Source organism: Rhodanobacter sp. FDAARGOS 1247 (genome assembly GCF_016889805.1).
In the GTDB taxonomy this organism is placed as follows: Bacteria; Pseudomonadota; Gammaproteobacteria; order Xanthomonadales; family Rhodanobacteraceae; genus Rhodanobacter.
The window spans coordinates 2,415,672-2,429,794 of record NZ_CP069535.1 but is presented as its reverse complement, the minus strand read 5'-3'; the positions used below and the strand labels follow the sequence as shown (position 1 = coordinate 2,429,794).

The window sequence follows — 14,123 nt, the reverse complement described above, 5'->3', positions numbered from 1 at the left end:
GAAAGGGTCGGGGTGATTCGACAAGCTGGCTGCAATGCAACGGTCCTCCGGCAACTCACGGCCACAGACTAGCGCGGGTGGCTTGGCGCAGGACAGTCCTTGTCAGGACGCCACGATCGCGCGATGCTCGGCGGATGTCACCGGCTCAGAATTTGACCGGGTCCATGATCGCGTCGAGATTCAGGCCGTCGCACAGTTCCAGGAAGTCGTCGCGCAAGGCGGCGATGTGGATTTCCGCCGGAATGCCGATGGTGAACTGGGCCTGGAACATCTCCGCCCCGGTCTGCATGGCGTGATAGCGGGTGGAGTTGAGCTGCTCCACGCTGATGCCGTGCTGGCTGAAGAAGTCCACGATGCGGGCCACGATGCCCGGCCGGTCGGCGGCCACCACTTCCACCAGATAAGGCAGCAGGTGCGAGCTGTTCTCGCGCGGCCCGGTGCGGTAGTGCACCAGCCGCATGCTCTCGTCGCGGGTCAGCTTGGCCAGGGCTGTTTCCAGCTTGGCCAGGGCGTCCCAGGCGCCGCTGGCCAGCAGCATCAGCGAGGTTTCCGTGCCGATGGTGGCGACTCGCGATTCGGACAGGTTGCAGCCGGCGTCGGCGATTCGCCGGGCCAGTGCCAGCAGTGGCGACTGGGTCGAGGTGGTAAGCGCATGGATCAGCAACTGGTTGTCGTTGCCCGAGCGTGCGGAGCCGGAAGTGGATTTCAAGGAGGTCTGCCTGCGTAACGTCGACCGCGTGATGCGGAACGGTGAGACTACTCCCATCGAGCTTACTTGCCCGGCTCGCGAAGCGGCAAGTAACATGCAGGGCTTGCCTTGCAGTGGAATCGGGTCTTGAACATTCGCGGAAGCATCTGCGCGCTGGTCACGCCGTTCGCGGCCGATGGCTCGCTCGATCTGGCGGCCTTCGGTCGGCTGCTTGATTACCAGATCGCCGGCGGCACCCAGGCGCTGGTGGTGGCCGGCTCCACCGGTGAAGCGCACATGCTCGAACACGACGAGTTCGAGCGCCTGCTGGCGTTTGCCGTCGATCGGGTGAACGGACGGGTTCCGGTGATTGCCGGTACCGGCGAGGCGGGCACCGCAAAAACGGTGGCACTGACCCGGCGGGCCCGTGCGCTGGGCGCCGATGCGGCCCTGGTGGTGGCGCCGTTCTACGTGCGGCCGACCCAGGAAGGCATGCGCCGCCACTACCTGGAAGTGGCCGAACACGGCGAGCTGCCGGTACTGCTCTACAACGTGCCGAGCCGTACCGGTTGCGATGTCCTGCCGGAGACGGTCGCCGCACTGCGTGATCATCCCGCGATCGTGGGCATCAAGGAGGCCAGTGGCGACCAGCCGCGGATTTCGGCGCTGGCGGAACTTGTGCGTCCGGATTTCGTCTATCTGTCCGGCGACGACGGCACAGCCGGGCAGGCGATGCTGGCCGGTGCCGCCGGCACCATCTCGGTGGTGGCCAACTTGGTGCCGCGGGCGTTCCGTGACTTGTGCGACGCGGCCACCGGCGGAGATCGGGCGGCCACCGCGCGTTGTCATGCCGCGCTGGAACCCCTGGTCGAGGCGCTCAACTGCGCGCCGAACCCGATCGCGGTCAAGGCCGGTTTGCCTGTGCTGGGGCTGGGACTGGCCCTGCCGAGGTTGCCGCTGGTGGAACTGAACGACGGTCCGGATCGCGCCCGATTGCACCAAGCGCTGTCCAGTCTGGCATCCTTGGCGACTGCGGCCGGTTGAACGGTTGCCTGACTTACCTTACGGAATCCGATTACATGAAGAAAACCTCGCTCCTCGTGGCCTTGCCGGCCGTGGCCCTCAGTGGCCTGCTGCTCACCGGCTGCGGCGCATTCCGTTCGCACAAGGCCTGGGAGACTGCGCTGCAGGAAGCCCCGCTGGAGATCCCGCCTGCGCTTGACCGGCCCTCGACCGCTGAAGCGCTGGTGATTCCGCCGCCCGGTGGCAACCAGCCGACCGCCAATGGCGCAACGGCCCGGGTCGGTTCGTCGAATGGCCAGATCAGCGACGGCTTCGTGGTCGCCGATGGTGCCGACAGCGTCTATCGCCGTGTCGGCCAGGCGCTGGAAGGCGGCAACCTGGGCGAGGTGATCGCGCATGACGATGCGGCGCACAGCTACACGCTGAACGTGTCCGATGCTGTCGCCCAGCAGAAAAAGAAGGGCTTCTTCGGCCGCATGTTCGGTCGCGACAAGAGCAGCGCGGTGCAGGCGCCGGGCGCCGGCTCGCACCAGGTGCAGGTCAGCATCAACACCAGCGGCGCCAGCGGCAGCGAAGTGCGCGCCACCGGAAATCCGGCCGCGGTGGGCAAGGTGGTGGATACGCTGAAGTCGCGTCTGGGCGGCTGAGTCTTCCGTCCGGCCATTGAAAACGCCGCCCTCGGGCGGCGTTTTCGCATCGGGCATCGGCGCGGCGCGATATCAGCGCTGCAGCAGTTCCAGCTTGCCGGGCTTGCCTTCCCAGTCCTTCGCATCGGCCGGGGCATCCTTGCGCTCGGTGATCACCGGCCAGCCCTTGGCCAGCTCCGCGTTCAGCACCACCAGCGCTTCCTGGCCGGCGGGAACGTCGTCTTCCGGGTAGATCGCATTGATCGGGCACTCGGGCTCGCACAGGGTGCAGTCGATGCACTCGTCCGGATCGATCACCAGGAAATTCGGGCCTTCGTGGAACGCGTCGACCGGGCAGACCTCGACGCAATCGGTGTACTTGCACTTGATGCAGTTGTCGATGACAACAAAGGTCATGGAAGAGGGCTCTCAAAGGATATGCACTGCAGACGAGTGTCGCAGAATGCGAGCTTTTGTGAGGAGTGCGGCCATGGATGGCCGCTTTTGATCTCTACCCGGAGCGCAGTCTGCACCCTAGCTTCTTGCAGTCGATGTTGCAGCGATCATGGATGATCGCACAAACAATGGTGCTCCCTACGAGACTCGAACTCGTGTTCCCGCCTTGAGAGGGCAGTGTCCTAGGCCACTAGACGAAGGGAGCGTTATGCAGCGAGGCGCGCTAGTATAGCGGAATTGTTTCCCCCGGCAATGCTTGCCGTGCATCTGCCTGCGTTGCCCGAAACGGGACCTGCCGGTGCACGTGTCCGGCGCCACGCGGAGCGGCCCGCGTTGCTCTGTGCCGCGATATATTGCAACCGACGGGCAGCTTCGCCCCGCCAAGGATTCCCACCGCTTGAATCTACAATCAAGGACTGACGCCACGCCGACGCTGCGGATCATTCCGCGCGACCAGCACATCATTTCGCGCAAGAACATCAGCAAGGCCGCCTTGCGCGTGCTGTATCGGCTGAACGAGGCCGGGCACACGGCCTATCTGGTCGGCGGTGCGGTACGCGACCTGCTGCTGGGGCTGCAGCCGAAGGACTTCGACGTGGCCACCGACGCCACGCCGGATGAAGTGAAGCGGCTGTTCCGCAACTGCCGCCTGATCGGCCGCCGCTTCCGCCTGGCCCACGTGGTGTTCGGCCCGGAAATCATCGAGGTCGCCACGTTTCGCGGCACCGGCGAGGAGGGCGGCGAGGGCGACCGGCACATCGTCGATGGCCGCATCGTGCGCGACAACATCTGGGGCACCATCGAGGAGGACGCGATCCGCCGCGACTTCCGCGTCAACGCGATGTATTACGACATCAGCGATTTCTCCGTGCGCGACTACGTCGGCGGCATGCAGGACCTGCAGGACCGGATGCTGCGCCTGATCGGCGATCCGGACGTCCGCTACCACGAGGACCCGGTGCGCATGCTGCGCGCGGCGCGGCTGGCAGCGAAGCTGGACATGCAGATCGACGCCGCCGCGATGGCGCCGTTCGAGACGCTGGGGCCGCTGCTGGCCGACGCCGCGCCCGCGCGCCTGTTCGACGAATCACTGAAGATGTTCCTGTCCGGCAACGGCTTGAAGAGCTTCCGCATGCTGGAACACTGCGGCCTGCTCAAGTTCCTGTTTCCGGCCACCGCACGGGCGCTTCGGCGCGGCGACGATGCGCTGCGTTCGCTGGTCGAGAATGGGCTGGCCAATACCGATGCCCGCATCCACGAGGGCAAGTCGGTCACGCCGGCCTTCCTGTTCGCCGTGCTGTTGTGGGGCGAAGTGCGCGACGTGGCGCACCAGTTGATCGGGCGTGGCGTCGAAAGCAACGAGGCCTGGGCGCAAGCCGCCGCCCGGGTGGTGGGCGAGCAGTGCCAGCGCGTGGCGATCCCGCGCCGGTTCACCTTCACCATGGAGGAGATCTGGTCGTTGCAGCCGCGTTTCGAACAGATCCAGCGCAAGCGCGTATTCCGCCTGATGGCCCATCCGCGCTTCCGTGCCGCCTTCGATTTCCTGCTGCTGCGTGCCGACGAGTCGCCGGCGATGCGCGAGCTGGGCCAGTGGTGGGCCCACGCCCAGCAGCTGCCGCAGGATGTGCTGGCTTCGGCCCTGCCGGCCGGTGGCGGGGCAGGCGCCAATGATTACGTCCCCGCGCCGGTCGCCGCGAAGCCGCCGCGTCCACGCCGTCGTCGTCGCAAGCCGGGCAACAAATCAGGCTCCGCATGAGCCTGGCCTACGTGGCGCTGGGCAGCAATCTCGGCGATCCCCGGCAACAGGTGCTGGACGCGATGGACGCGCTGGCGCGCTTGCCCGGGACCCGACTGCGGCAACGCTCCTCGCTGTATCGCACGCCGCCATGGGGCGTGCTGGAGCAGCCGCCCTTCATCAATGCGGTGGTGGAACTGGACACGGAGCTCTCGCCGCATGCGCTGCTGGAGGCGCTGCTGGTCATCGAGCAGCGCGCCGGTCGCGTGCGGGCCGAGCGCAACGGGCCGCGCACGCTGGATCTGGATCTGCTCCATGTCGAAGGCGTGCAGCTTGACGATCCCGACCTGACCCTGCCGCATCCCCGCATGGCCGAGCGGGCCTTCGTGCTGCTGCCCCTGTGCGACATTGTGCCCACCCTGCGCCCGTCCGGACAGGCTACCGTAGCTGAACAACTGGCCCGGCTCGATCCATCCGGTTGTGAACGCGTGGCTTGAGCCCTCAACGTGGCGCGCCGGATAATCGGCGGCCCAGCATCGATCAGGAATTGCCGTGTACGTGCAGAACGCCAGTGTCCCCGACCGCAAGCCGGTGACCGTGCCAGGCCTGCTTGCGATGAAGGCCGAGGGTCGGCGCATCGTGATGCTCACCGCCTACGACGCCAGCTTCGCCTGGCAGCTGGAATCGGCCGGCATCGACATCGCGCTGGTCGGCGATTCGCTGGGCATGGTGGTGCAGGGCCATCGCAGCACCTTGCCGGTGACGCTCGATCACATGGTCTACCACACGGCCGCGGTGGCCCGCGGACTGGCGGCCACCATGCTGGTGGCCGACCTGCCGTTCATGGCCGATCGCGATGTCGCGCATGCGCTGGAAGCCGGCGCGCGACTGGTCGGCGAGGCCGGTGCGGCGATGGTCAAGATCGAAGGCGCCGCGCCGCACGTCCAGGAGGCGATCGCGGCGCTGAGCGCGCGGGCCATTCCGGTTTGTGCGCACCTGGGGCTCACCCCGCAATCGGTGCACAAGTTCGGCGGTTTCCGCATCCAGGGACGCGAACAGGCCGCCGCCGATCGCGTGCTGGCCGAGGCGCTGGCGGTGCAGGCCGCCGGCGCGGACCTGCTGGTGATGGAGGGCGTGCCGGTGGAACTGGGACGGCGGGTAACCGAGGCGCTTTCGATTCCGGTGATCGGCATCGGCGCCGGCCCGCATTGCGACGGCCAGGTGCTGGTGATCCACGACATGCTCGGCATCACGCCGGGCAAGCGCCCGAAATTCAGCAAGGATTTCCTGGCCGGGCGCGATTCTGTCGCCGCGGCCATTGCCGCCTATGCCGAGGACGTGCGCAGCGGCGCCTTTCCGGCGCCCGAGCACTGTTTCAACTGACCTTCGTTTTCATTGAGCCCGTTTCTACCGGGCTGCGAGTCGACCGATCATGCAGACCGTACAAGACATCCCCGCGCTGCGGGCCGCGATCCGTGGCTGGCGCACGCAGGGCCAGACGGTGGGTTTCGTGCCGACCATGGGCAACCTGCACGCCGGTCACCAGTCGCTGATCAAGCTGGCGCGTGCGCGCACCGAGCGGGTCGTCGCCAGTGTCTTCGTCAACCCGACCCAGTTCGGTCCCAACGAGGATTTCGACCGTTATCCGCGCACCCTGGCGCAGGATCAGGCCGCGCTGGCCGAGAGTGAATGCGACCTGCTGTTCGCACCGGAGGTCGCCACGATCTATCCGTTCGGTGCCGCGCACAGCGTCAGCGTGCGCGTGCCGCGGATCACCGACGAGCTGGAAGGCGCCCATCGGCCAGGCCACTTCGATGGCATGGCCACGGTGGTGTGCAAGCTGTTCAACCTGGTGCAGCCGGACGTGGCCGTATTCGGCCAGAAGGACTTCCAGCAGTTGAAGGTGGTCGAGCGGATGGTGCGCGACCTGGGCCTGCCGCTGAAGGTGATGGCGGCGCCGATCCTGCGCGCCGAGGATGGCCTGGCGCTCAGCTCGCGCAATCAGTACCTCAGCGCCGAGGAGCGGGCGCGTGCGCCGTTGATCCACGACACCCTGCAGAAAATGCGCGAACTGCTGGCGCAGGGACATCCGTGGCAGGCGATCGAGCAGACCGCCGCCGCGCGCCTGCAACGCGCGGGATTCGTGCCGGACTACGTGGTGATCCGTCGCGCCGAGGACCTGGCCGAACCGGCCGACGGCGAGTCCGACGGGCTGATTGCGCTGGTGGCGGCCCGGCTGGGCAACACGCGCCTGATCGACAACTTGCTGTTCGACTGAGATGGCCGCATATCCGGGAACAGGCCGTTGATGTTGCGATGCAGCGTCAGCAGTTCGATAATGCCCGACTTTGCAGGCTGACCCTGCCGGAAACAAAGATTCCCATGCACCTGAACATGCTCAAGGCCAAGATCCACCGTGCCACGGTGACCCACGCCGAACTGCACTACGAAGGCTCGATCGCGATCGACGGTCTGCTGCTGGACGCCTCCGGCATCCGCGAGTACGAGCAGATCCACGCCTGGAACGTCAACAGCGGCCAGCGTTTCGTCACCTATGCGCTGCGCGCCGAGGAAGGTTCCGGGATCATCTCGGTCAACGGCAGCGCGGCGCGCAGTGCCCAGGCCGGCGACGTCATCATCATCGCCGCTTTCGTGCAGTTGAGCGAAGCGGAGCTGGAGAACTACCAGCCGACCTGCGTCTACGTCGCCGCCGGCCCGGGCAACCGCATCAGCCACACCAATCGTTCGATCCCGAAGCAGATGGCCGACGCCTGAGAAGTTGTGAGTTCCAACTTCTCAGGCCGGCCAGGGCGAGGGCATGGATGCCCGAGTTGAGGCAACGCAGGAGCGGTTGCCCGATGGCCGGACATGAAGCAGTCACGCAAGTGACCGCTTCATGTGAGCGAGTCCGGACATGCGCCGGACTCGCGATAGAAGAAAACCACAGGACCTGGTTTTCTTCACAGGCCCTGAGCGTCAGCGGCGCTGCTTTGCCAGCGCCCATGCCACGTGTTCACGCACCACCGGCGACGGATCGTCGGCGCGTGCATGGAGTGACTCGATCGCGGCGGCCGATCGGGGCGCATTGCCCAGCGCCACCGCGATGTTGCGCAGCCAGCCTTCGTAACCGGTGCGGCGGATCGCCATGCCTTCGGTGCGCTTGAGGAATTCGTCCTCGCTCCAGGCGAACAGCTCGACCAGTTTCGCGCCATCCAGACTGTGCCGCGGCGCGAAATCCGCCTCGATGGTGGTCTGCGCGAACTTGTTCCACGGGCAGACCAGCTGGCAGTCATCGCAGCCGAAGATGCGGTTGCCCATCGGCGCGCGCAGTTCTTCGGGGATGCTGCCCTTCAGCTCGATCGTCAGGTAGGAGATGCAGCGCTTGGCGTCGAGCTGGTAAGGCCCGATGATTGCCTGGGTCGGGCAGACCTCGATGCAGCGCGTGCAGCTGCCGCAATGCGCGCTGGCCGGTTCGTCCACTGGCAGCGGCAGGTCGGTGTACAGCTCGCCGAGGAAGAAATACGAGCCCGCGCTGCGGTTGATCAGCACCGTGTGCTTGCCGATCCAGCCCAGGCCCGCGTTGCGCGCCAGCGCCTTTTCCAGCACCGGCGCCGAATCCACGTAGGCGCGATAGCCGAAGTCGCCGACGACGCCGTGGATGCGTTCGGCCAGTTTCTGCAGGCGGCCGCGCATCAGCTTGTGGTAGTCGCGACCCAGCGCGTAGCGGGAAACATAACCGGCCTCGGCGTCATTCAGCACGCCCCAGGCGTTTGCGGTGCCGGGCGGGATGTAGTCCATGCGCACCGAGATGACCCGCTGGGTGCCCGGCTCCAGTTCGGCCGGCCGGGTGCGCTTGGTGCCGTGCCGCGCCATGTATTCCATCTCGCCGTGGTGGCCGTGATCGAGCCAGCTCAGCAGATGCTGTTCGTCGTCGGCCAGCTGGGTGCCGCTGATGCCGGTGTCGGCGAAACCCAGTTCGCGCGCCCAGCCCTTGATGTCGCGGGCAAGCGTGGCGTAGTCGGGTGTGCGGGTGTCGATGTCGGACATCCGGCTATTGTAGGTGCGCTGCATGCCTATAATTCGCGCATGCCCGTCCACCCGACCAGCCGCAACCTACATACCGTCGACCAGTTGCGCGCGATCGAGCGCGCGGCGCTGTCGGCGCTGGGCATTTCCGGGCCCGAACTGATGCGGCGCGCGGCCAGCGCCGCGCTGAGCAGCCTGCGCCGGCACTGGCCGCAGGTGCAGCACGTCTGCATCCACTGCGGCCCCGGCAACAACGGCGGCGACGGCTTCCTGCTGGGCGTGCTGGCGCGCGAGGCCGGCCTGCAGGTCGACATGGTCGACTTGACGGCCAGCTCGCATGGCGATGCAGCGGTGGCGCGCGCGGCATGGGAGTCCGCTGGCGGGCAGGTGCTGGTCTGGGACGCACAGGCCGCGCTTCCCGAAGCGGAACTGCATGTGGATGCGCTGTACGGCATCGGCCTCAATCGCGCGCCGGAAGCGGCTCCGACACGCTTGATCGAGGCGATCAACCGCAGCGGTCGCCCGGTGCTGGCGCTGGATGTGCCCAGCGGGCTGGACACCGACCGCGGCAGCTGCGCCGCTGCGGCGATTCGCGCCGATGTCACGGTGACCTTCATCGCCGGCAAACGCGGCCTGCATACCGGGCGCGCCGCCGATCACGTCGGCGTACTCGAACTGGCCACCCTCGGCGTGCCGGAAAGCGTCTGCGCGGCGGTGCCGGCGGATGCCCGTCTGCTGTTCGCCGAGTCGCTGCCGCCGCGGGACCGTTACGCCAACAAGGGCAACTACGGCCACGTACTGGTGATCGGCGGCGACCATGGCATGGCCGGTGCGGTGCACCTGGCCGGGGAGTCGGCGCTGCGCGCCGGTGCCGGGCTGGTCAGCGTGGCGACGCGGGCGGCCCATGTGTTCGCGCTGAACGCGGCGCGACCGGAACTGATGGCGCATGGTGCCGACGGTCCCCAGGCACTGGCCACGCAGCTCGACCGTGCCAGCGTGCTGGCGCTGGGCCCGGGGCTGGGCCAGGCGGCCTGGGGTCACGCCCTGTGGCTGACCGCGCTGGATGTGAACAGGCCGCTGGTGCTCGATGCCGATGGCCTGAACCTGCTGGCACGCGAACCGCGTCGATTCACCGCGCCGACCGTGCTGACGCCGCATCCGGGCGAGGCCGGGCGTCTGCTGGGAATCACCACCGACGAGGTCGAACAGGATCGCTTCGCCGCGGCGCGCGAAATCGCGCGCCGCTACCACGCCGTCGTGGTGTTGAAGGGCGCCGGCAGTCTGGTCGCCGACCCGGATGGACGTCTGGACGTCTGTCCGTGGGGCAATCCGGGCATGGCCAGCGGCGGCATGGGCGACCTGCTCACCGGCATCGTGGCGGCACTGCTGGCGCAGGGCTGCAGTGCGTGGCAGGCGGCCGGGCTTGGCGCGGGCCTGCACGCCCGTGCCGGCGACCGGGCGGCGCGGCAGGGCGAGCGCGGCCTGCTGGCCAGCGACCTGCTGGCGCCGTTGCGGGCACTGGGCAATGGCATGACGGGCTACGAACGTGACCATGATTGAACCGGCGCAGGCGGTATCGACCTGGATGCTTGCCGACGAGGCGGCCACCGCGGCACTGGGCGCGCGCCTGGCCGGTGCGCTGGACGGCGGGCTGGTGATCTACCTGCACGGCCCGCTCGGCGCCGGCAAGACCAGTTTCGCCCGCGCCCTGCTGACGACGCTGGGAGTCGGTGAGCGGGTGAAGAGCCCCACCTACAGCCTCGTCGAAGGCTATGTGGCAGGCGGACGGCCCGCCTGGCACCTCGACCTGTACCGGATCGCCGATCCGGGCGAACTGGAATGGCTGGGCCTGGACGCGCTGGCCGATCCCGACGCGGTGGTGCTGGTGGAATGGCCCGAGCGCGGCAGCGGGGCTTTGCCTGCGGCGGATCTTGCCGTGACCCTGGACTACGCCGGGGCTGGTCGTCAGGCATCGCTGCGCGCCCATGGCGGACGCGGTGCAAGGCTGCTCGACAGGATTTCCAAGTAATTCTTTTCGCTGGAAAAACCTGATTCGGTCGTGCAGGCCAGGGACTTGTGCTGGAAACACGAGTTGCATCCCTTAGCTTGATCTCACCTGATAAATGCCCCGCAGGTATTGGATATTCAAGGGAAAGATCTTGCAATGCGCATCGCCCTGCGTTTCAATGCGGAGCATGAGGGCTTGCCTGAACAACCGGATCGGCTGGTGTGCCGTCGCGATCGCGGCGCTGCTGCCCGTGGGCGCGACCGGTGCCGCGCAGTTGAAGGACGTTCGCGTCTGGGCCGGTCCGGCCTATACCCGGGTGGTGTTCGACGCGTCCGGCCCGCTGCAGTACAAGATCAGCCAGAAGCATGGCCAGGTGCTGATCGAACTGCCGGACAGCAACCCCGGCGGTGATTTCTCCGACCCGTCCGCACAGGGCCTGTTCCACGGCATGACGCATTCCCGCCTCGGCAGTGGCATGCAGCTGACCGCCAGGGTCGATCCGTCGAGCCGGCTGAAAAGCTTCCTGCTGAAACCGAAGGACGATGGCGACTATCGGCTGGTGCTGGATTTCTATCCGGCCGACAACGCCGCCGAGGTCGAGCGTGATGTCGCTGCCGACAGTGCCGCGCCGGCGCCGAAGGCTCCGGTGGCTCCGGTGGCTGCTGCTGCGGTCGCGAAGCCGGCCCCCGTCGAGACCTACAGCAATCCCACGCACAGCCGCCGGGTTGCCGCCGAGCAGGCGGCAGCGATGCTCAACGGCCAGCGCCAGGTGGTGGTGGCGATCGACGCCGGTCATGGCGGCAAGGACCCCGGCTCGCACGGTCCGGGCGGCACGCTGGAAAAGAACGTCACCCTTGCGGTGGCACGCGAGCTGGCCGCCGAGATCAATCGCCAGCCCGGCATGAAGGCCGTGCTGACGCGCGACAGCGACTTCTTCATTCCGCTGGCGCAGCGCTACAAGATCGCCCGCGAGCACAATGCCGACCTGTTCGTGTCGATCCACGCCGACGCGTTCACCAGCGGCGACGCCAAAGGGTCTTCGGTATGGGTGCTGTCGCCGCGCGGCAAGACCAGCGAGGCCGCGCGCTGGTTGGCCGATCGCGAGAACCGCGCTGACCTCATCGGTGGCACCTCGCTGGACGACAAGGACGACAGCCTGGCCAAGGTGCTGCTGGACATGCAGCAGGGCTGGGCGATACAGGCCAGCGACATGATCGCCGGCAACGTGCTCAAGGCGCTGGGGCGTCTGGGGCCGACCCATCGCGGCTATGTCGAGCGCGCGAATTTCGTGGTGCTGCGTTCGCCCGACGTGCCGTCGATCCTGGTCGAGACGGCCTTCATCAGCAATCCGGCCGAAGAGCGCAAGCTGCGCGATCCGGGGCACCAGAAAAAGCTCGCCGAAGCGGTCATGGGCGGCGTGAAGAATTATTTTGAATCGACGCCGCCGCCGGGCACCTGGTTTGCTGCCGAGGCGGCGCGACGCAATGGCGTGCAGCTGGCGTCCAGCGCCAGTCAGTCGTCTGGCAAGGCGTCCGGGCGCGACGTGCACAAGGTCGGGCGCGGCGAAAGTCTCAGCAGCATCGCGCGCCAGTACGGCGTCAGCGTCGGTGCGCTGAAGAACGCGAACCAGATCAGCAGCAATACGGTGCGCGCCGGCACCACGCTGACCATTCCCGCCGGCTGACTTTCCCCGCGGCATCGCGGTTGTTCGCTGTTAAAGTTGGCGGATGACCGTCATCCGCCTGCTTCCCCCCGAACTCATCAACCAGATCGCCGCCGGCGAAGTCATCGAGCGGCCCTCCTCGGTGGTCAAGGAACTGGTCGAGAACAGCCTCGACGCCGGCGCCACGCGCATCGAGGTGGACATCGAGGCCGGTGGCGCGCGACTGATCCGCGTGCGCGACGATGGCGGCGGCATCCATGTCGACGAGCTGCCGCTGGCGGTGGCCTCGCACGCGACCAGCAAGATCGGCAGCTTCGACGACCTGGAACATGTCGCCAGCATGGGTTTCCGGGGCGAGGCGCTGGCCTCGGTGTCGTCGGTGTCGCGTTTCGCGCTGACTTCGCGCGTGCGCGACCAGGACGCCGCGTTCCGCATCGAGGTCGACGGCGGCAAGCTGCAGGCGGCGCGCCCGGCGCAGCATCCTTCCGGCACCAGCGTCGAGGTGCGCGACCTGTTCTACAACGTGCCGGCGCGACGGAAATTCATGCGCGCCGAACGCACCGAGTTCGCGCATGTCGACGACCTGCTGAAATCGCTGGCGCTGGCCCGCGGCTCGGTGGAATTCCGGCTCAGCCACAACGGCAAGCCGGTGCGCATCTGGAAGGCCGCCCGCGATCAGCAGGCGCAATTGCAGCGGGTGGCCGAGGTGCTTGGCGATGAATTTCCATCGCAAAGCCTGCGTATCGATCACGCGGCGGCGGGCCTGCACCTGTCCGGCTGGGTCGGCTTGCCGACCGCCTCGCGGGCGCAGGCCGACTCGCAGTATTTCTACGTCAACGGCCGGCTGGTGCGCGACCGCATCGTGGCCCATGCGGTGCGCCAGGCGTATGCCGACGTGCTGTTCCACGGCCGCCATGCGGTGTTCGTGCTGTATCTGGAGCTGGACCCGGCCGGCGTCGACGTGAACGTGCACCCGGCCAAGCACGAGGTGCGCTTCCGCGAGCAGCGACTGGTGCACGACTTCCTGTTTCGCACCCTGCACGAGGCGCTGGCGCAGACGCGGGCGGGGCTGGGCACGCTGCCGGTGACGGAAGCTGTTTCGATGCCGGCCCAAGCCCATCCGGCGCCGGTGGCCGCCGCGTATCCGTCAGCGTGGCCCAGTGCATCCAGCCAGAGTCGGCTGGGTCTGGGCACTCGTGAGGAACCGCTGGCCGACTATGCCGCGTTGCTGGGCCCGTCTTCGTTCGCGCCGGTGGCTGCGGCGCCGCTGCCGGAGTCGGCCGAAGGCGAGGCGCCGCCGCTGGGTTTCGCCATCGCGCAGCTGAAAAGCATCTTCGTGCTGGCCGAGAACGCGCACGGGCTGGTGCTGGTCGACATGCACGCGGCGCACGAGCGGATCACCTACGAGAAGCTGAAATCCGGCCGCGTCGGCAGCAACCTGCGCTCGCAGATGCTGCTGGTGCCGTTGAGCCTGGCGGTGAGTGCCAGGGAGGCTGCCGCCGCCGAGGAACACGCCGAGGCGCTGGCCGACTGGGGCCTGGAACTTTCGCGCAGCGGTCCGGCCACGATCGTGGTGCGGCGCATCCCGGCGTTGCTGGAAGGCGCCGACGTGGCCCAGCTCAGCCGTGACGTGTTGTCCGAACTGGCCCAGCACGGCAGCTCGCGTCGACTGCAGGAGCTGGAGAACGAACTGCTGTCCACCATGGCCTGCCACGGCTCGGTACGCGCCGGCCGGCGCCTGACCCTTCCCGAGATGAATGCGCTGCTGCGCGAGATGGAGGCGACCGAGCGCTCCGGACAATGCAATCATGGGCGTCCGACCTGGGTGCAACTGAGCCTGCCCGAGCTGGACCGGTTGTTCATGCGCGGTCGCTGACGCGCCGTCGAGAAACGTTTCA

The 14,123-nt window shown here is 67.6% G+C and carries 14 protein-coding genes and 1 tRNA gene; 11 read left to right on the top strand and 4 right to left on the bottom strand.

Annotated elements, in window-relative coordinates; translation table 11 throughout:
• Positions 1-145 precede the first annotated feature (145 nt).
• Positions 146-664, bottom strand: a complete 519-nt coding sequence (locus I6J77_RS11075; RefSeq protein WP_056766498.1) for a glycine cleavage system protein R — start codon at positions 662-664, stop codon at positions 146-148.
• A gap of 171 nt (positions 665-835) precedes the next feature.
• Here I6J77_RS11075 and dapA point away from each other — a divergent pair, with 171 nt between their 5' ends.
• Entirely contained in the window at positions 836-1,732 is an 897-nt protein-coding gene (dapA, locus tag I6J77_RS11070) for a 4-hydroxy-tetrahydrodipicolinate synthase (protein ID WP_204109026.1), read from the top strand.
• 35 nt (positions 1,733-1,767) lie between these two features.
• The gene (locus tag I6J77_RS11065) at positions 1,768-2,358 is read left to right on the top strand and encodes a hypothetical protein (protein WP_204109025.1); all 591 of its coding nucleotides are present in this window, start codon (positions 1,768-1,770) and stop codon (positions 2,356-2,358) included.
• Positions 2,359-2,430: 72 nt separating this feature from the next.
• Here the strand turns inward: I6J77_RS11065 and fdxA are convergent, their stop codons facing one another.
• The gene (gene fdxA / locus I6J77_RS11060; protein WP_204109024.1) at positions 2,431-2,754 is read right to left on the bottom strand and encodes a ferredoxin FdxA; all 324 of its coding nucleotides are present in this window, start codon (positions 2,752-2,754) and stop codon (positions 2,431-2,433) included.
• 168 nt (positions 2,755-2,922) lie between these two features.
• A tRNA-Glu gene (locus I6J77_RS11055) sits at positions 2,923-2,998 on the bottom strand.
• A 192-nt stretch (positions 2,999-3,190) separates the two neighbouring features.
• On the opposite strand from I6J77_RS11055, the gene pcnB reads away from it, so the two are divergent.
• The 5 genes from pcnB to panD all read left to right on the top strand — a co-directional run bounded on the left by pcnB (position 3,191) and on the right by panD (position 7,303).
• Complete coding sequence (gene pcnB, locus I6J77_RS11050) at positions 3,191-4,549, top strand: polynucleotide adenylyltransferase PcnB (RefSeq protein ID WP_204109023.1); 1,359 nt, start codon at positions 3,191-3,193, stop codon at positions 4,547-4,549.
• The gene (folK, locus tag I6J77_RS11045) at positions 4,546-5,025 is read left to right on the top strand and encodes a 2-amino-4-hydroxy-6-hydroxymethyldihydropteridine diphosphokinase (RefSeq protein WP_204109022.1); all 480 of its coding nucleotides are present in this window, start codon (positions 4,546-4,548) and stop codon (positions 5,023-5,025) included. Before pcnB ends, folK begins: the two co-directional genes overlap by 4 nt.
• 55 nt (positions 5,026-5,080) lie before the next feature.
• Positions 5,081-5,911 (top strand): 3-methyl-2-oxobutanoate hydroxymethyltransferase, encoded by an 831-nt coding sequence (gene panB, locus I6J77_RS11040; protein WP_204109021.1) that lies wholly within the window; start codon positions 5,081-5,083, stop codon positions 5,909-5,911.
• 49 nt (positions 5,912-5,960) lie between these two features.
• A complete protein-coding gene (panC, locus tag I6J77_RS11035) occupies positions 5,961-6,806 on the top strand; it encodes a pantoate--beta-alanine ligase (RefSeq protein WP_204109020.1) in 846 nt (281 codons plus the stop codon).
• A gap of 104 nt (positions 6,807-6,910) precedes the next feature.
• Positions 6,911-7,303: an aspartate 1-decarboxylase gene (panD, locus tag I6J77_RS11030; RefSeq protein WP_204109019.1), complete on the top strand. Its 393-nt coding sequence runs from the start codon at positions 6,911-6,913 to the stop codon at positions 7,301-7,303.
• Positions 7,304-7,504: 201 nt separating this feature from the next.
• Here the strand turns inward: panD and queG are convergent, their stop codons facing one another.
• The gene (queG, locus tag I6J77_RS11025; RefSeq protein ID WP_204109018.1) at positions 7,505-8,599 is read right to left on the bottom strand and encodes a tRNA epoxyqueuosine(34) reductase QueG; all 1,095 of its coding nucleotides are present in this window, start codon (positions 8,597-8,599) and stop codon (positions 7,505-7,507) included.
• A 15-nt stretch (positions 8,600-8,614) separates the two neighbouring features.
• Between queG and I6J77_RS11020 the strand changes: the two genes are divergently transcribed.
• The 4 genes from I6J77_RS11020 to mutL all read left to right on the top strand — a co-directional run bounded on the left by I6J77_RS11020 (position 8,615) and on the right by mutL (position 14,101).
• Positions 8,615-10,114, top strand: a complete 1,500-nt coding sequence (locus I6J77_RS11020) for an NAD(P)H-hydrate dehydratase (RefSeq protein WP_204109017.1) — start codon at positions 8,615-8,617, stop codon at positions 10,112-10,114.
• Entirely contained in the window at positions 10,107-10,583 is a 477-nt protein-coding gene (tsaE, locus tag I6J77_RS11015) for a tRNA (adenosine(37)-N6)-threonylcarbamoyltransferase complex ATPase subunit type 1 TsaE (RefSeq protein WP_204109016.1), read from the top strand. The genes I6J77_RS11020 and tsaE overlap by 8 nt, the downstream gene beginning before the upstream one ends.
• Positions 10,584-10,749: 166 nt before the next feature.
• Entirely contained in the window at positions 10,750-12,246 is a 1,497-nt protein-coding gene (locus tag I6J77_RS11010; RefSeq protein ID WP_204109015.1) for an N-acetylmuramoyl-L-alanine amidase, read from the top strand.
• Between the two features lie 43 nt (positions 12,247-12,289).
• Positions 12,290-14,101, top strand: a complete 1,812-nt coding sequence (gene mutL / locus I6J77_RS11005) for a DNA mismatch repair endonuclease MutL (RefSeq protein WP_204109014.1) — start codon at positions 12,290-12,292, stop codon at positions 14,099-14,101.
• The last annotated feature ends 22 nt before the right edge of the window (positions 14,102-14,123 follow it).

Coding starts and splice junctions, on each gene's coding strand:
- I6J77_RS11065 (WP_204109025.1), top strand. CDS start 1,768: ATGAAGAAAACCTCGCTCCTCGTGGCCTTGCCGGCCGTGGCCCTCAGT.
- fdxA (WP_204109024.1), bottom strand. CDS start 2,754: ATGACCTTTGTTGTCATCGACAACTGCATCAAGTGCAAGTACACCGAT.
- folK (WP_204109022.1), top strand. CDS start 4,546: ATGAGCCTGGCCTACGTGGCGCTGGGCAGCAATCTCGGCGATCCCCGG.
- panC (WP_204109020.1), top strand. CDS start 5,961: ATGCAGACCGTACAAGACATCCCCGCGCTGCGGGCCGCGATCCGTGGC.
- panD (WP_204109019.1), top strand. CDS start 6,911: ATGCACCTGAACATGCTCAAGGCCAAGATCCACCGTGCCACGGTGACC.
- queG (WP_204109018.1), bottom strand. CDS start 8,599: ATGCAGCGCACCTACAATAGCCGGATGTCCGACATCGACACCCGCACA.
- I6J77_RS11020 (WP_204109017.1), top strand. CDS start 8,615: ATGCCCGTCCACCCGACCAGCCGCAACCTACATACCGTCGACCAGTTG.
- tsaE (WP_204109016.1), top strand. CDS start 10,107: ATGATTGAACCGGCGCAGGCGGTATCGACCTGGATGCTTGCCGACGAG.
- I6J77_RS11010 (WP_204109015.1), top strand. CDS start 10,750: ATGAGGGCTTGCCTGAACAACCGGATCGGCTGGTGTGCCGTCGCGATC.
- mutL (WP_204109014.1), top strand. CDS start 12,290: ATGACCGTCATCCGCCTGCTTCCCCCCGAACTCATCAACCAGATCGCC.